The 17,731-nt window shown below is 42.3% G+C and carries 12 protein-coding genes; 9 read left to right on the plus strand and 3 right to left on the minus strand.

The genetic code is table 11. The annotated features are described in order from the left end of the window. Positions 1-278: 278 nt before the first annotated feature. Both ACM0OY_RS35225 and ACM0OY_RS35230 read left to right on the plus strand, forming a co-directional pair. Positions 279-545: a DUF2281 domain-containing protein gene (locus ACM0OY_RS35225; protein WP_414573396.1), complete on the plus strand. Its 267-nt coding sequence runs from the start codon at positions 279-281 to the stop codon at positions 543-545. Positions 546-553: 8 nt separating this feature from the next. After that, positions 554-976 carry a type II toxin-antitoxin system VapC family toxin gene (locus ACM0OY_RS35230; protein ID WP_414573397.1) on the plus strand — a complete coding sequence of 141 codons (423 nt, stop codon included), beginning with the start codon at positions 554-556 and terminating at the stop codon, positions 974-976. Positions 977-1,051: 75 nt separating this feature from the next. On the opposite strand, the gene ACM0OY_RS35235 is transcribed toward ACM0OY_RS35230, so the two are convergent. After that, the gene (locus ACM0OY_RS35235; protein WP_414573398.1) at positions 1,052-5,413 is read right to left on the minus strand and encodes a tetratricopeptide repeat protein; all 4,362 of its coding nucleotides are present in this window, start codon (positions 5,411-5,413) and stop codon (positions 1,052-1,054) included. 1 nt (position 5,414) lies between these two features. Beyond that, positions 5,415-5,741, minus strand: a complete 327-nt coding sequence (locus ACM0OY_RS35240; RefSeq protein ID WP_414573399.1) for a hypothetical protein — start codon at positions 5,739-5,741, stop codon at positions 5,415-5,417. A 248-nt stretch (positions 5,742-5,989) separates the two neighbouring features. On the opposite strand from ACM0OY_RS35240, the gene tilS reads away from it, so the two are divergent. Further along, positions 5,990-6,979 (plus strand): tRNA lysidine(34) synthetase TilS, encoded by a 990-nt coding sequence (gene tilS, locus ACM0OY_RS35245; RefSeq protein WP_414573400.1) that lies wholly within the window; start codon positions 5,990-5,992, stop codon positions 6,977-6,979. A gap of 136 nt (positions 6,980-7,115) precedes the next feature. After that, positions 7,116-7,277: a hypothetical protein gene (locus tag ACM0OY_RS35250; RefSeq protein ID WP_414573401.1), complete on the plus strand. Its 162-nt coding sequence runs from the start codon at positions 7,116-7,118 to the stop codon at positions 7,275-7,277. A gap of 216 nt (positions 7,278-7,493) precedes the next feature. On the opposite strand, the gene hmpF is transcribed toward ACM0OY_RS35250, so the two are convergent. Continuing rightward, positions 7,494-9,254 carry a pilus motility taxis protein HmpF gene (hmpF, locus tag ACM0OY_RS35255; protein WP_414573402.1) on the minus strand — a complete coding sequence of 587 codons (1,761 nt, stop codon included), beginning with the start codon at positions 9,252-9,254 and terminating at the stop codon, positions 7,494-7,496. Positions 9,255-9,622: 368 nt separating this feature from the next. On the opposite strand from hmpF, the gene ACM0OY_RS35260 reads away from it, so the two are divergent. The 5 genes from ACM0OY_RS35260 to ACM0OY_RS35280 form a co-directional block, all read left to right on the plus strand. Then, entirely contained in the window at positions 9,623-10,798 is a 1,176-nt protein-coding gene (locus ACM0OY_RS35260; RefSeq protein WP_414573403.1) for a response regulator, read from the plus strand. Positions 10,799-11,145: 347 nt separating this feature from the next. Next, entirely contained in the window at positions 11,146-11,511 is a 366-nt protein-coding gene (locus ACM0OY_RS35265; RefSeq protein ID WP_012412195.1) for a response regulator transcription factor, read from the plus strand. A 13-nt stretch (positions 11,512-11,524) separates the two neighbouring features. Next, positions 11,525-12,055, plus strand: coding sequence for a chemotaxis protein CheW (locus ACM0OY_RS35270; RefSeq protein ID WP_414573404.1), 531 nt, complete (start codon positions 11,525-11,527; stop codon positions 12,053-12,055). A gap of 14 nt (positions 12,056-12,069) precedes the next feature. Further along, positions 12,070-15,012, plus strand: coding sequence for a methyl-accepting chemotaxis protein (locus ACM0OY_RS35275; RefSeq protein WP_414573406.1), 2,943 nt, complete (start codon positions 12,070-12,072; stop codon positions 15,010-15,012). Between the two features lie 192 nt (positions 15,013-15,204). Further along, positions 15,205-17,731: Hpt domain-containing protein (locus tag ACM0OY_RS35280; protein ID WP_414573405.1), on the plus strand; the 2,527-nt coding region annotated here is incomplete at its 3' end.

Consider the following 17,731-nt stretch of genomic DNA (forward strand, 5'->3'; position numbering starts at 1 on the left):
ATTCATCCAGTTCAAATACTCATTAACGGAGTTCAGAGGTGGATTCATCCAGTTCAAATACTCATTAACGGAGTTCAGAGGTGGATTCATCCAGTTCCAATACTCGTTAACGAGTATCCAAGACTCATTACAGCAGTCTTCATTTACTTACAGCAATTTTCAGGTAAATAGACCACGCGGTAGGGGCGCAAAGCCTTGCGCCCCTATAATGATTCGATTTGAAAATGTGTATTCCATATTTATAATGTAATTACATTTCATCTAGCAGAGGTAAAACTATGACTATTGAACAAACAGTTCTACAAACATTACGAGAATTACCACCAGATAAACAGCAAGAAGTTTTAGATTTTATTCAATTTCTCAAATATAAATTATCAGTTAAAAAACCATTTTCTATATCTGAACATCAAAAAGAATTAAGAGAAGGTAAAGATATTACTGATTTTTGGTCAGCTTTACAAGATTTTAGACAAAGGGTTGATTTAGAAAGTATTGATGATGACACTTTTGAAAATCTACGGGATAAGTCACCAGGAAGATAAGTTAATTTATGAGTCTAAATTATTTACTAGATACTAACATTTTGTCGGAGGCAAAACGACCTCATCCCAACGAGAAAGTAATGGAAAACCTAAGGTTATATAGACAAGAAACAGCCACAGCTATCCTAGTTATCCATGAAATGTTATATGGTTGTTTCCGTCTTCCTACCTCTAAAAAACGTCAAGATATAGAGGATTATATCAACAACGTAATTTTAGCAGAAATCCCTTTATTTGATTACGATCTAAAATCTGCACAATATCATGCTCAAGAAAGAGCTAGATTATCAAAAATTGGTAAAAATCCTGGATTTATTGATGGGCAAATTGCGAGTATTGCAGTTACGAATAACTTGATTTTAGTAACGAATAATGTAGCAGATTTTCAAGATTTTGATGGTATAAACATAGAAAATTGGTTCATTAATTAAGATACCGCATTGTTTATTCAATTTGTTAATGCGTAAGTCCTAATGTATTGGCATAAACCCCCCACATTGCGTAAATTACGAATGATTCTGTATTCTCTCAAGCATCGCCCTTACCTGTTCAGCATGGGGTGATTTTAACTTTTGCAAAATCTCTAAAGCTGGTTGCAAATAGGATATCGCTTTAGTGTATTCACCCTGCCGTTCTGCCAAGTGCCCTAACCAGAACAGAGCTATTGCTTGAGTTTGGACATCACCAATGCGTTGAGTTATTTCCACAGACTGATTGAAAAGTGCGATCGCTTCATCCACTTCCCCTTTGTTGGCGTAGATAATTCCCAGTTGGTGCAACGTCGCCGCTTTGCCTTGGACATTCCCAGCGCGTTCATCAATTTTAAGAACTTGATTGTAGAGTGCGATCGCTTGCTCCACTTCCCCTTTGTTGGCGTACATACCGGCCAGTTCGTGCAACGTTGCTGCTTTGCATTGGACATCTCCAATGCGTTCAGTTATTTTCAAAGACTGATTGAAAAGTGCGATCGCTTGCGCTACTTCCCCTTTGTTGGCGTATATACGTCCCAGAGAGTGCAACGTCCCCGCTTTGCCTTGGACATTACCAGTGCGTTCATTTATTTCCAAAGACTGATTGTAGAGTGCCATCGCTTGCTCCACTTCCCCTTTGTTGGCGTAGAGAATTCCCAATTGGTGCAACGTTGTCGCTTTACTTTGGATATTTCCAATGTGTTCTTCTATTTCTAAAGACTGATTGTAGAATGCAATCGCTTGCTCCATTTCCCCTTTGTTGGCGTATATACGTCCCAGTAAGTCCAACGTCGCCGCTTTGCCTTGGGCATTACCAATGCGTTCATTTATTTCCAAAGACTGATTGTAGAGTGCCATCGCTTGCTCCACTTCCCCTTTGTTGGCGTAGAGAATTCCCAATTGGTGCAACGTTGTCGCTTTACTTTGGATATTTCCAATGTGTTCTTCTATTTCTAAAGACTGATTGTAGAATGCAATCGCTTGCTCCATTTCCCCTTTGTTGGCGTATATACGTCCCAGTAAGTCCAACGTCGCCGCTTTGCCTTGGGCATTACCAATGCGTTCATTTATTTCCAAAGACTGATTGTAGAGTGCCATCGCTTCATCTACTTCCCCTTTGTTGGCGTAGATAAGTCCTAGTTGGTGCAACGTCGTTGCTTTACCTTCGATATTAATGCGCTCATCAATTTCCAAAGACAGATTGTAGAGTGCAATCGCTTCATCCACTTCCCCTTTCTTGGCGTAGATAGATCCCAGATTGTTCAACGTTAGTGCTTTCCAATAGGCATCACCAATACGTTCAAAAACTTCCAAGCACTGATTATAGAGTGCGATCGCTTCATCCACTTCCCCTTTCTTGGCGTAGATACCTGCCAATTTGTGCAACGTCGCCGCATTGGTTTGGACATCACCAATGCGTTGAGTTATCTCCAAAGACTGATTGTAGAGCGCGATCGCTTCATCTACTTCTCCTTTGTTGGCGTAGATACCTGCCAGATTGTTCAACGTCGCAGCTTTGCCTTGGACATTTCCAATGCGTTGAGTTATTTCCAAAGATTGATTGTAGAGTGCGATCGCTTGATCTACTTCCCCTTTCTTCTCGTAGATCATTCCCAATCGGTGCAACGTCGCCGCTTTGCCTAGTATATTTCCAATGCGTTCTTTTATTTCCAAAGACTGATTGAAAAGTGCGAGCGCTTCATCCACTTCCCCTTTGTTCTCGTAGAAAATTGCCAGTTCATGCAACGTCGCCGCTTTACCTTGGACATCACCAATGCGTTGAGTTATTTCCAAAGACTGATTGTAGAGTGCGAGCGCTTCATCTACTTCCCCTTTGCTGGCTTTTAGTATCCCTAAATCATGATAAATTGATGATAATTCTCGTTCGTCTTCTGCGGGACAAAGATTTAAAGCTTGTTGGTAATGGTTCAGTGCTTGATCAACCTCACCCATTTGGCGTTCACAATAAGCAATTTCTCTGAGAACACTATGGTTTTTAGTAATTTCTAAAGTTGATTTGCACAGATGTACTGCTTCTCGAAATCGACTTTGATTCCGCAAGTATATCGCCAATGAATTAGCCATTTTCTCCGCAATATCTTCATCCTTCCCCAACAACGCCAAGCGATGAATTTCTAATCCTTGCCCTTCCGTGGTACTTTCCGCCTTTTCCCACCACAGACGATACAAAATTTGTGCAGCTTGTTTATACAACTCTTCACCCTTGGGGTTTTCTGGAAATAGCAACGGTGACAAAATCCGGGGAACACGATATAACCTCTCTGTGTTGTTGGTGAGGGTAACTTCCAACAAACCCAAAATTTCAGCGCGTTGAATATGACTTTCCCAACTTGAGATATCCTCACAAATCGGGGAAATAGCAGCTTGAGGAACAGGTAACTCATACACCAACAACTTCCCCAGCATTTTCCGTAAACCTGGAGTTTGCTGCTTCAGCAATTCCTCAGCCAAAATATCCTCACGAAATTCCTTTTCCTTATCTGCCATCTTTTGCAGAATCATCTCAACTCCCCTCTCTGCTTCTGGCGACTTCGGGGAATTTTGCAAAATCTTATCTAACCATTCCAACAGCCGAGGATTTCCATCTGCTGCTTTTTTGGCACGTTCCGGCAAATCTGGCTGAAATTGCCAACTGCCATTAAAGGAATCCAGACGATTATACTTTTTAATTAAATCTGCCCCACCCAAAGCCCCCAGAGGTTCGCGGTACAGACGATGATTCAGTTCCGACAAAGTGAAATTGTAGCGACAGGTAATAATTACCTTGTGGGGAAGTTGGGAATTTTGCATCGCCTTCAGCAACGCCAGCAGTACATCCACAACTTGTGGTTGCAACACATAAACCCCATTTCGTAATTCCAAATTAGCCTCAAAGTCATCCAGCACAAAAACAAAACGCTGTTCTTTGGTATTCAGTCCTTCAGTGAAAAACTTGGTGAGGCGCTGCATCAAGGGTAACTTGCCATTGAGAATTTCATGCCCCCGTTCCGAGGTACATTGCTCGGCAAGGGTTTTGAGCAGTTTGTCCTCATCGAGTTGCCGAAAGTTCACCAGCCTGTGATAGCCAACCATCCTTTCCAGAAGTCGCGCCGTCACAGTACTCTTACCCACACCCCCCAGTCCGTGAATTAGTACCCCTAATGAAGTGCGAATAGCTTTGAGACAACGTTGCAAAGTCCGCCGTCTCCCAACAAACTCAGAGGGTTTCGCCACCCGCACCTGTTGGGTATCGGGATCTAAAAACTGTTGGTATGCAGGTTCCGGGGCTGAGGGTGGCACATCTCCCAACACATCCACCAACGCGCCGGGACATTCTCCCTGGACATATAACCGCAACAAATGCCAGTCCCGCACATTCTGTTTAAACAACTGCTGGTAAGTGCTAGCGAGTGCTTGGGCTAATTGATATCCGGCAGCCAATTTGCCGTAGAGGTGCGCGGCGGCGGCTGTAGCTGTCCGATCTTCCACAGGCCGCCCCCAACTTAAAACCGCCCTCGCCCCTTGGGCAATTAGCCCCTCAGCCATTGAAGGGACAGCCCCTTTATCTGGTGCTTGTCCAGTCCGACACCCAGATAAAAACACCAACTTGGGAAAGCGAAACCGAAAGACTTCCGCCAGTTCTGCGGCTGTAGTTTCGTGACGTTCCCCAATTTCCGTCTCAGTAATAAAGTAAGGCGTATTCGCCTCTAAACCTTCTCCCCTCCTCGCTTGCGGGGAGGGGTTGGGGGTGGGGTTCTTTTCCACTTCAGAAGTAATTGACGCATGTCCTGTAAGGTGAAACACATCAAAGTCATTCAAATAGCGACTCCAGACCTTACCCAATTCGCTAACGCAACCGCTTTCTTCCACCCGCAAATCTACAGCAAAATCTCGCGTATCAGCCAGAATTCTCGCTTCTTCCTGTTCAAACTCTAACTTTGGTTCCACATCTTCCGGGTCAGTTGCCATAAACAATACTCGCAATTGTCGTGCTTCCACAGCAAACGATTCCGTTTCTTTCTCAATCCAGCGCAGAGGTAACACCACCGGATTAACCCGCTTCACCAAAAAATCCTCACCATCATGCAGCACTTCCCAAGGTAGATGTGCCAGTTTTTTATCAGTATCAATGGCAATTACCAACCCCTCACTGCGACAGTTAGCAATTCCCCGACTCAACCACCGTCCATCCCCATCCAACCAAAAAAATAACTGCTGCCCGATTCCTCGTAAATCAGGCAGCAGTTTATAGTAATCTCGTTCACCTTGCTTGAGGAAATCAGCGATTTCTGCTAATTTCAGGCGACGTGATTCATAGTGATTTTTTTGAGGTAGCCAATACCTGAGTTCAACTGTTTCCTGCGTACTTTCCCGAAGTTTAATGCGGATAGTTTGCACTTTATTTGCTGATAGATTTGAGGATTTCCGTGATTTCCTCTATGGTAGCTTCTTCGAGTAAAATCCTGTTTCCAGTATCAGGGTCAAGAATTACCACATCAAATTGCTTACCTGCATGAGATTTATGCCATTCTTGATACCATTTGCGGATTTGTTCAGCTAAAGCCGCAACACCACCCACAATGCCAATAATAGTAGCAATGGCAGCGAGAGTTCCCTCTCTTTGCGTCGGAACTTCATAGCTTCCCGATATTCCAGGAATTTCTAGCAAAGCCTGGGCTGCTGCTGGTGCGCCTTCACCCTCAATACCGACTTGAATTTCTGCCATAAAATCACCTACGAATTTATCCAAGATTCTGTATATTATGCGTTGAATCAGGGATAAGGTTCACGCACAGAAGCAGAGAGAATTGCAAAATTATTTACTTTATGTTGCAAGAATTGCCTAAAATAAGGCAACAAACTCAAACCTGGAAACCCAAATTGAATCTGACCAATTACGAATTACGTTAGCGTAGCGTTAGCGAGTCATCGAGCGTCATTATGAATTACGAATTAGTATGAGAAGTTCTAAAAATGGTATGGACTCCTCTACACGCAAAAATCCATCGCACAATGCGATCGCGCCATTTATTTGAGCGCCATCAAAGGCTATTAGTCGCTGTTTCCGGTGGACAAGATTCACTGTGTTTAATTAAATTACTGTTAGATTTACAATCAAAATGGGAATGGCATTTAGGTATTGCTCACTGCGATCATCGCTGGCGTTCTGACTCCCAAGCTAATGCTAATCACGTAGAAAACTTAGCTACAACTTGGGGTATATCCTTCTATTTAGAAACAGCAAACGAACCTATAAATAGTGAAGCTGCTGCACGCGATTGGCGCTATCAAGCTTTAAATGCGATCGCCCAAGCAAATAATTATCAATATATAGTTACAGGACACACCGCCAGCGATCGCACCGAAACTCTCCTCTACAACTTAATTCGCGGTACTGGTGCTGATGGTTTGCAAGCGCTGATTTGGCAACGCCCCCTAAATACAGGCATTATGCTAGTGCGTCCACTTTTAGAAATTACTCGCACACAAACACAGCAATTTTGCCAAGATTTTCAACTACCAATTTGGGAAGATTCCACTAACCAAGATTTGAAATACGCCCGCAACCGCATCCGCCAAGAATTACTACCATATTTGCAGCAAAATTTCAATCCTCAAGTAGAATCAGCCTTAGCCCAAACAGCAGAACTTCTACAAGCCGAAGTGGAATATTTGGAAAAAGCTGCCCAGCAGTTGCGGGAAGAGGCGATGGTATGGGGCATTGGGTATAAAGAAAATTCCGTTACCTTAAAATTAAATCGTCGGGTATTGCAGAAAGCGCCATTGGCGTTGCAACGTCGGGTGATGCGTCAGGTATTGCAGCAAGTACTTCCTGACGCACCTAGTTTTGAACATATTGAAAAGTTAACGGCTTTAATTACAGCAGCAAATCGATCGCAAACCGATCCATTTCCTGGTGGTGCGATCGCTCAAGTACAAGGTGATTGGATCTGTTTGAAATAGTTATTTAAAGTCTTTTTGTTATCAGGGACAATGCACATTAAGCATTATGCTGTAATACCATTTCTTTGTGAGGCTGCGCCAAATTTTCTTTCTTTGTGTCCTTTGCGCCCTTTGCGTTAGACTGCGGCAAGCCGCTTTGCGTCTACGTTCCTTATCTAGTTTGGCGCATCTTCATAGAGAAAATATTGAAGTTCTCGTCGCCCTATTACTAGAAACAGGGATGAATGTAGAACTGATTGCTCAACAACTTAATGTTGATGTAGAAGCTGTCCGGCTTGCTGCACAAGAAAACACGTAGAAGTAAGCGCACGCGAGATCGCTGTTTAGCAGCTTATCTACAGATCCCATACCAATTTGAAAAATGATTGCGACAGATGGATTCATACAACCCAGATGCAGAAGGCAATTGCCAATCCAAAATCGTTCGACTGAGGGTAGCCGTTCGCGTAGCGTTCCGCAGGAAAGTCTAAAATCCAAAATGGTTTCAGCCACTACCTTGGGCACTGAGCACTTTTTAAGACGCTAACAATTCTGGTTGAGATATCAAACTTTGGAGAGTTTGGCGCATTTGAGCGATCGCCTGTAGCTGATGATCGCCAGTCTCCTGGAATTGATCCAAAGATTCTCTAATTCCTTGAAGCTTTTGGCGTAAGTTGTCTAGACAATCCTGAATTGGTTGTAGTACTTCTTCATAGAGATTAACTCGACCACAGCATTGAGCAGTTGCCGTTCTTAAAGACAGCAAGTTTTCTTCGATCGCTTTAAGTTCTTGCTGCTTCTCCTCCAAATCGTGGGTTTGATTGTCAATCATTCCCTGAGCTAGATCGATACCAGCACGCATCTGCTCGATCTCACGTTCCAATTTTTGGATTTCCTGTGAATATTGTTGTCGCTGGGTTTCAATTTGTAACAGAACTGGTCCTAAATTGATTTGATTACCTTCTTCTTCATCAGCAATAGTATGTCCTTGCCGCCGCAGCAATACATTTTGGTGTTGCTTGAGAAACTTCTGATGCTGTAACATGTTGCGGCGTTGTCCCACCAAACTGGAGTTTAGCATCTCATAAAGGTCTTTTTCATCTGTTAGTTCCAGTTCTAAATTAATGTGATCCTGGTCAGATGCTTGATTTAATTTATTTTGCAGTTCTTCTATAGCTTCTTGCTTATATTTAAGTTCTTGTTCTTGATCGTGAACAAAGCTTGCGTCTATTTCTAACTTATGCTGTAAGTCTTGGACTATTTTTTGTAGTTCTTCTAGAGGCATTTTTTGTAAAGCTTCCACATCAACTTGCTGACCGAGAACTACATCACCAGATGTTGCAGCCAACGTATGAATTTGTTGATATAAATCTTCTTGATTGCGTAACTGTTCTTTAAGTAAGTTAATATAATCTTGCTTGTTATTAAGCTCTGCTGTATTCACCTGTAATTGCGCTGTTTGCTGAGCTAGGGAATTTTGTCCTTGTTGCCATACGTTTTGGCGATCGCTCAATATTTGTGATAATCGCTCAACTTCTTCCTGCTGTTGAGCGATGGCAGTTTTTTGTTGCTGGAGTTGTTCCCAGTGCGGACTCAGAATAGCTTGCTGTTTTTCTAGCAATTCAAAGCCTAGATGAAGGTGTTCTGTTACTGTTTCTGTGGGAGGAATACGACTTGATAAGCGATCGAGTAACTCACCCATCGCTCGACTTTGCTCCTCATCCAAAACAGTCCCTTGTTTGAAATCTGCTTGACGCTCCTCTAAGCGACGCTGCTCGCCACGCAAATGCTCCCAAGCGCCTTCCAATTCCTGACGGTTGCGCTCAATTTCTGCTTGTAGGCGTTCAATCTCGCTACGGGATGTATCAACTTCCTGTTTTTGCTCCTCCAGTTGGTGCAACTCATCTTCCATGTTTTGCAACTGTTCCAGGCGTGCTTCCATTTCCATTTCACGGCGATTCAACTCTTGCGCCTGAAACGTCAACGACTGTTTCCACTGATCGATCTCATCTTCCTTGAGCTTAAATTTTTCCAATTGGCGGGAAAAATTCTGCAAAATATTGACTAGCGGACGCCCTGCTTCTTGAATTCGCTGCACTTGACGATTCGGATTCAGTTCAACCAGTACCAAGGCGCCATCATTTAATTTACTTGCGTCCTCAGCAGCAATCACTTCTTCCGACACAGTACTCCAATTCTGGTCAGTTCGCTGACAAGCTAGTAGTTTCAGTTCGGCTTTGCCACCACCACTGAGTAAACCACCTTTCTGTTTTTGTACTTCTGCTAAATACAGCACACTGTTAGTCCTTATTGATGCACTTAAGTTTCGTGTTTTGGGATATACCTGAGATAATTCTGTTAACTTGTTTCACTGAACCGAAGTTGAGGAGAACAAAACAGACAAAACTATTTATAGACGCGAGATGTTACGTCTTGATACTTATAAAAGCTACTTGACCGCGCCTTTATATTTTGTACTGATGACAGTGATGATGACTTCCGTGTTAACACTAGCTTTGTCAAAGTGTATTACGAAAGATTAAGGTTTATAGCTGTGCCGATTTTAGATTGTCGAGGTCAGCCGAAGTCCAAAATCCAAAATTGATTGACGCACACAATTCACAAATAATATCAACGCCATTATGAGGAGTACTTTTTAGCTCAATGCAGGGAAATTTAAATGAAATTGATATTTGCAGTATTTTGCAACTAATTGAGTTGGGACAACGAACTGGGCAACTATGGGTAGAAGCTCATAGCTATTACCATAACAACAAATCTGGTAAAGACGGAGCTACTAAATATCCCCCCAAACAACAGTCTTGGTTCGTTTTTTTCCTCAATGGTCAAATCATCTATTGCCAACAAGCGGAAAGTAGCTTATCGAGGATTAGCGACTATTTACGTCATTACCGAGTTGAGATGCGACTTGCCGACAAGCAAATTGCCTCGTTATCATCAACGGACGCACCAGAGTATGCGTATATTTGGGCACTTTTAGAACAGAATATCATCAACCCCAAGATAGCTGCTAGTATTATCCAGGGCTTGGTGCATGAAACCCTGTTTGACTTGCTGAGCTTACATCAAGGTAATTTCATTTTCCGTCAAGGTGGGGCACTTGGTCCACAATTAAACACTTTCGAGATTGCTCCATTCGTGACAAAAATTACCAAGCAGGTGCAAGAATGGAAGCAACTTTATCCACACATTCAGTCTCCCGAACAATTACTAGTGCTATCTGACAAAGTTCAAATACACTCATCGCTACCAGTAGCAACCGTCAATAAACTACAACATTGGGCTGATGGTAAAACATCCCTGCGTCAACTGGCTCGTTATCTTAACCGAGACATTTTGACAGTCGCTAAGGCAATATATCCATATGTGCAACAGAGTTGGCTTCAGTTAGTATATCCAGCAACAAATCAACTGGAGATTGACACTGAGAACTCAGAATTGAATAAAAAAAACAGGGGGCGGATAGTATGTATTGACGATGCGATCGCCATCGGTGAGACTATAAATTCCATCTTACAAGCACAAGGTTATGAAGCGATCGTCCTCACAAATCCCCTAGAGGCAATCAGTCTGGTTTTTCAACTTAAACCGGATTTAATTTTATGCGACATTGCCATGTCGGAATTGGAAGGGTACGAGGTTTGCGCCATGCTGCGGCACTCAACAGCATTTCGGCTCACACCGATTATCATGCTTACTGGTAAAGATGGATTTATTGATCGAGTCAAAGCTAGCATGGTCGGCGCAACAGATTATTTAACTAAACCATTTACAGACAATGAATTACTCATGCTTGTAGGGAAATATATCAATAACTGATGAAAATGGGCATGGGGTATGGGGCATTAAAAAGTCAAAAGTTAAAAGTCAAAAGCCAAAAGATTCTTTTCTTTTGAATGAGTGCCTTTTACCTTTTGACTTCCTGTTCCCTACTCCCTCCGGAACCCTCATCTTTACCATATCTGGGGCACATAAAGAGATCCAATACTTGTGGATCTACTAAAAGATGAGGTAAAAGATGTTATCACAGAATGAGCCAACCCAGTGAAACCTCACTATCCAGGAAATTAGCGAAAAACTAAATTTAATTTATACAGTTAATACTTGCGGGGGAATCAGGGAATGTTCCAAATAGGAACGTTACATCAGGAGGTAGATAGACACTTATGAGTACAGTTCTGATTGTAGAAGACAGTATCGCGCAAAGGGAGATGATTACAGATCTCCTGAAAGCAACTGGACTAACAGTCACCCATGCCAGTGACGGATTAGAAGCATTGGAGGCAATTCAAGTAGCACCTCCTGATTTAGTGGTATTGGATATTGTCATGCCCCGGATGAACGGCTACGAAGTTTGTCGGCGGTTAAAGTCCGATCCAAAAACCCAAAATGTCCCTGTGGTTATGTGTTCTTCCAAAGGCGAAGAATTTGATCGCTACTGGGGCATGAAGCAAGGTGCAGACGCCTACATCGCCAAACCATTTCAACCAACTGAGTTGGTAGGAACAGTCAAACAACTGCTGCGAGGATAAGGATAAAAGCAATATGGTCAGCAAACCGGACTTTTTAAGTGGCAGTGGTCAAGATCATTTCCGACCAGAATTACAAGTAGAAAGTCCTGAAGGTGAGTTACATTTGAGGTTTTACATTCCCTCGCATCAGGAGTTTGCACTACAAGCAACTGGCATTCGGGAAGTAATTGAACTAAGTCCTGATAGAATCACCCCGATTCCTAATGCTTCTCCTTTACTTTTGGGTACTCTAAATTTACGAGGTCGAGTTATTTGGGTGGCTGATTTGGGTCAATTTTTAGGTGAACCAAGTGCATTAAACACTGATAAAGCTGAAATTCCAGTAATTGCCATTGAAGAACAAGACACAATAGTAGGTTTAGCAGTAGAGGAAATCGGTGGTATGGACTGGCTGGATGTCCAAAATCTCATGCCACCAACCAGTGTTCCAGATACTATGGCTCCTTTTTTACGTGGCGAGTGGGTATTAGGTGCTAAAAATAATCAGTGTCTACGACTGCTCGATCAAACGGCTATTTTACGGAGTGCGCGATGGGCAGGATGAAATTGGAGGAGGAAATGGCAGCAAGTATTGACGATCGCGAACCAACATATCAACAGGCAATGACCGCCTATGTTCAAAGGAATTACGACGTTGCCGCCACTTTAGTTGACCAAGTGGTGCAAAGTTTACCAGATGACCCAAACTCCCATTTATTAAGGGGTCACATCTACTATGTTTTGCAGCAGTACGATGTCGCAAAACAAGAATATCAACAGGTATTAGACTTGACTAAAGACCCAGAAATTATTGGTTTTGCCAATAATGGAATTGAGAATATCAATCAATACCTAGAGTCGTTTGGTGGTCAACTTGATACATCAGCAAGCCAAGATCAAATAAATTCCCTAGAGATGTCTGATGCGCTGGCATATAGCGAAGAAGAATTGGAAGATTTGCCTGCTAGTCAGGAATTTGACAGCAAAAACCTGGATTTGAACTTTTTTGAAGATCGTCAACAAACTGTAAATACAGTTGAAGAACTATCTTCAAATAATCCATTTGATATAGCCACAGAAGGCAATATTGCAACAGAAGATATATCAGATTCTTCTATAAATTTTGGTGAAGATCCTTTTGCCTTAAATGAAGAATTAGAGGAACAAGAGTCGAATAGGAATAGTTTTGAGGAGGAAAGCGAATTAGAGTTACCTGCTTTTTGGCAAGAAGATAGCTCCCAAGAAGGTCTGGAAGAATCATTAGTGAGTAGTCATTTTACAGAAAATGAAATAAATTCCACTAACGAAAACTCAGCTATTAACAATCATAACTACTCTTCAAATTCTACCTCACAAATTGGTAATACTAACGATAACTTTGCCGAGTTTTTGAGTGATTCCCAGCCTCAAGATTCTAGTGTTGAGAGTTTAGAACTTGAACAATCTCATTTTGCAGATGAAACTGTATTGATTGCTGAAGAAAAACTGAACAATCGGTTTCCAACGAATCACTTAGAATATAACACTCAAGAAAATTCCTCAGAAAAAAAATCAAGGAATTGGTTGGAACAAAAAGACTTGGACACAGAATCAAAATCCCAACCAAATTTTTCTGATAATTCTTCACCTGGTAACGACAATTTCATTTCGGATAAAAAGCAATTTAAATCAGTTGAATTTTCAGATAAAAATAGCTTTGATGACGATGAAAGTTTTGATATCCAGGCATTTGAGTCTGCTTTTGGTTCAGAGAGCTTTGACTCTGATGAAGAGCCAAACAATATAATGAATCGAGAAAATTCTAAGAACAATATAGAATTTTTAGATGACTTTGAGGAATTTGATGATTTAGGCAATATTCCAGGGTTTGATCTAATTGAGGGAGATTCTGACTTCGGTGATGTAGCAATGCATTCTGCCGCAGTAGAAACCAGTGGAACTGGACGCGCTCAAATTTTGGATGCTTTTCCAAGTAATACAGCAGATCGGGAAGAGGAACTATTTACGATCACTGGTTCACACGAACCAGTTCCAGCCTTTACCCAACTAGATGTCTCGAAGGTAGAACCCAATGTCAGCGTCGAACAAGGCTGGTTAGCACCATTAGAAAATGCCCCCATAGAAAGGAAGCAATGGTTAATTGCTGGGAGCGTGGGTATTGCCTCGGCACTGGTTGTAGCCATAGTCAGCTTTGTCGCCACCACATTTTCTCCACCCCAACAAAGGGAGAGTGTGCGAAATACAGGTTGGGCAATGGCACTAGCCGCTGGGCTAACGGGTTTTGCTACCGCCGGCTTCATGGGGAATATCACACTCAAGCAAATTCGGCGCACAACCAAGGATTTGGAAACTCAGTTTGAGGCTGTACGCCAAGGAAATCTGAATGCTCAAGCCACGGTGTATTCGGAAGATGAATTGGGGCATTTAGCCAGTGGTTTTAATGAAATGGCGCGAGTAATTTTCACGACCACAAATGAAGCCCAACGCAAAGCCGATGAACAAGAGGAAGCCAAAGAAAATCTGCAACGCCAGGTGATTCGCCTATTGGACGATGTGGAAGGAGCTGCTAGAGGCGATTTAACAGTGCAAGCTGAAGTCACAGCCGACGTACTAGGAGCCGTAGCTGACGCCTTTAACCTGACAATTCAAAACCTGCGGGATATTGTCCAACAGGTAAAAGTAGCAGCCAAGGAAGTGACAAAAGGTGCAACCAACTCGGAAACCTTTGCTAGAGCCTTATCTAGTGATGCTTTGCGGCAAGCAGAAGAGTTGGCAGTGACGCTGAATTCTGTACAGGTGATGACCGACTCCATTCAGCGGGTAGCAGAAGCGGCGCGGGAAGCCGAAACCGTAGCCCGCGATGCAAGTACGATCGCTCTCAAGGGTGGCGAAGCAGTAGAAAATACTGTGGCGGGGATTTTGGAAATTCGAGAAACCGTTGCTGAAACAACTCGTAAAGTGAAGCGGCTGGCGGAATCTTCCCAAGAAATTTCTAAAATTGTGGCGTTGATTTCTCAGATTGCTTCCAGAACAAACTTGTTGGCACTCAACGCCAGTATTGAGGCGGCAAGGGCGGGAGAAGCTGGACGCGGATTTGCGATTGTAGCAGATGAAGTGCGCCAGTTAGCAGACAAATCTGCCAAATCCTTGAAGGAAATTGAACAAATTGTGATGCAAATCCAAAGCGAAACAGGCTCCGTAATGACCGCGATGGAAGAAGGCACACAACAAGTAATTAAAGGCACAAAATTGGCTGAAGAAGCCAAGCGATCGCTGGAAAATATCATTCAAGTGGCAAATCGCATTGATATTCTGGTGCGTTCTATCACTAGCGATACTGTGGAACAAACGGAAACCTCCCGCGCCGTCGCTCACGTAATGCAATCAGTAGAACTCACAGCCCAAGAAACTTCCCAAGAAGCACAGCGAGTCTCAGGTGCCCTACAACACCTAGTAGGTGTATCTCGTGACTTGATCGCCTCCGTGGAACGTTTCCGAGTGGAAACCCTTGAAAGTAGATAAAAAGTTAAGAGTTAGGAGTGAGGAGTTAAAAACAAAAATCACAACTCACAACTTGGAATAAAGTTCGTTAGAAGTGAGGAGTTAGAAATAAAAATTACAACTCATAACTCACAACTCATAACTCACAACTCATAACTCACAACTCATAACTCACAACTCATAACTCACAACTCACAACTCATAACTTTTGCTATGCTGCCGGAACAACAACAGCGGATTTTGGGTTACTTTATTGAAGAAGCCAGGGATCACCTGAATACTATTGAACAGGGGTTGCTGAATCTAGAGAGTACCCTCAACGACCCGGAAATGATTAGCGAAGTCTTCCGGGCGGCTCACTCTATCAAAGGAGGAGCGGCAATGCTTGGATTGACTAGCATCCAGCATACCTCCCACCGTCTGGAAGATTGTTTCAAAGTTCTTAAAGAACATCCGGTTCAGGTTGACCAAAAGTTAGAGTCTTTATTCCTCGGCGTATCTGATACCCTAAAAGCGCTGTTAGAGCATTTGAGCGGGCCATATGGTCTTTCTGAAGAGACAGCTAATACATTGATGTCAGAAACTGAGCCTGTTTTTCAGTGGCTCAATGAGCATCTAGAACAACTTGTAGAACAAGGAAATAGCGGAGTAGCCAGTTCATCTGCAAGGGAACATACAGGTTCTGTAGAGAATGTCTCCACACTGACAGAACTTTTCCTACGGCGAGATATTCCCAGTTTGGCAGAAGACGCGTATGAGGAATCTACAGAAATATCTTTCTCTGTTGCACCTCAAGAGGTATTATCGTCGGCCAGCGGCAAAGAAAATCATGATTGGAGCGAGTTTCAAACCCAGGTGCTACAAACACTGCGGGAAATGTTGCAACTGTTTAAGCAAACAACAACATCCTCAACTCGGCAAAACCTCCAGGAATGCTGTCATCAGTTAGTCAAACTTGGGTTAACTTGGAACTTGTCCAAGTGGTGTGGGTTGTGTCAAGCTGCGGCAAGTGCGATCGCCAATCCCGAAAATACTTATCTAACTTTAGCTAAAATCGTCATTACCGAAATCAAGCAAGCTCAAGAATTAGTTCTGCAAGGTAAGGAAGCCGAAATTGCAATTAGTCAACAACTAGAAGCACTGTTGAACTTTGCAGAAATTGAGTTGTTAGAAATTCCCTCTGATTTGCTTGATGAACAGTCTCCACCAGAGTTAATTGCTCAAGAAACTGAGGACACCGAACAGTTAGTGATAACTAACTTATCTGAGCCAATTGAAGAACTAAATCTCGAAGAAGATACTAGTGAACACGCCTCTTTTGAGTTACAAAAAACATCATCAAACGCTGTAACGGAGACTAGCTTTACTTTCACTGCACACGAGGAAGTACATCCAATCAGTAAGAATCTTGACCCCAATGGTCCAGAGGTAGGAATAGCTGAGTTAAATACACTTGCCGATTTATTTGAAGGCGAGACTCCTGATTTAGATGAGCCTTGGCATCAAGAAGAAACTTTAGATATTACTGCTACCGATGAATTGGGAATTGATTTCAGCAGCAATGAAACTGAAGATTCTGATGGCGACTTATCAGATTTACTTTCATTTGATGATGATGCCAGCAATGAACAGCAGACTACAACTACTGCTAAGACAGAAGATTTATCTTTGTTATTTGGCGACAACTTCTTAGAAAAGGAAAACTCAGAACCGCGAAATCAACAAATTTTGGCGACAAATGTAGAGTTGAGCGATATCAACGAACTCGATTTAAATTTAGATGCAGATTGTGAGGCAATTTTACCAGAATTTACGGAAGAACGAATTGAGGAGATTGTTCCAAATAGTGGTGATGAAAACGATGTAGTTGCAGATTTATTAGCGCTGACACTAGATGGCGATCGTGAACTATTGATTTCAGGCGAAGTAACTCAACCAGAAAATGACGCTTTTGCCAATGTAGAACTATCCAGTAACCAAGAAAACACTCTTGATAACTTATTTTTAGAAACTGAAAATAAAAATTGGGTAGAAGAAATTACCCCTAGTGACTACATAGAATTATCCCAGCCGACAGGCTTGTCTTTAGATAACCTATTTGGTGATACAGAAGAAAATTCAGTACTGCCTAGAAACGATTCTGAAATTGGTGATTTATTTGATATATCCTCAATAGATACATCTGAACTTCCTCCAGTTGCAGATGATTTGAGCAACTTCTGGAGCCAGGAAACTACAGAAAACTCAGAGGACGAATTTGATTCTTTAGTAGAACAAAATGTAGAAAATGCATTAGAAGAGAGTTTTTTTACTGGTAATGATGATGATATTTTTACTGATAGTCAACAGTCCACACTTTCTGTTATAGGCAGTTTGGATATACAAGATTTTGATCTAAATTTCCAGGATGAAGAACAACTAGATCTGATATTATCAGTGGATGCTGGGAATGATTTATTTGAAGAATTAGCACCAGGGAATTCAACGATTTTCCCTGAAATTAACCAAGCAGCGACATTAGAAGAATCAGTGCCGCTGTTCATACAGCATCCTGTAGAGGAGGAAATTCAGAGCTTATCGCAACAACCAGAAGCTGTAGATTTAATTCCAGAATTTACTAATCAGCCCCCAGAAATATCTGCTGTTGATTCTCTTGAAACGTCTTCAGGGCTAGAACTTAGTTCCTTTGGCTCCTTTGATGAAAATCCACAACTGCTGTTTGAGGATGTAGCCATTAACG

The sequence above is a fragment of the Nostoc sp. CCY 9925 genome (assembly GCF_963920935.1).
In the GTDB taxonomy this organism is placed as follows: Bacteria; Cyanobacteriota; Cyanobacteriia; order Cyanobacteriales; family Nostocaceae; genus Nostoc.

What these genes read in the sequence shown, in the direction of transcription:
- ACM0OY_RS35225 (WP_414573396.1), top strand. Translation starts at nt 279, where the DNA reads ATGACTATTGAACAAACAGTTCTACAAACATTACGAGAATTACCACCA.
- ACM0OY_RS35230 (WP_414573397.1), top strand. Translation starts at nt 554, where the DNA reads ATGAGTCTAAATTATTTACTAGATACTAACATTTTGTCGGAGGCAAAA.
- ACM0OY_RS35240 (WP_414573399.1), bottom strand. Translation starts at nt 5,741, where the DNA reads ATGGCAGAAATTCAAGTCGGTATTGAGGGTGAAGGCGCACCAGCAGCA.
- tilS (WP_414573400.1), top strand. Translation starts at nt 5,990, where the DNA reads ATGGTATGGACTCCTCTACACGCAAAAATCCATCGCACAATGCGATCG.
- ACM0OY_RS35260 (WP_414573403.1), top strand. Translation starts at nt 9,623, where the DNA reads ATGCAGGGAAATTTAAATGAAATTGATATTTGCAGTATTTTGCAACTA.
- ACM0OY_RS35265 (WP_012412195.1), top strand. Translation starts at nt 11,146, where the DNA reads ATGAGTACAGTTCTGATTGTAGAAGACAGTATCGCGCAAAGGGAGATG.
- ACM0OY_RS35270 (WP_414573404.1), top strand. Translation starts at nt 11,525, where the DNA reads ATGGTCAGCAAACCGGACTTTTTAAGTGGCAGTGGTCAAGATCATTTC.
- ACM0OY_RS35275 (WP_414573406.1), top strand. Translation starts at nt 12,070, where the DNA reads ATGGCAGCAAGTATTGACGATCGCGAACCAACATATCAACAGGCAATG.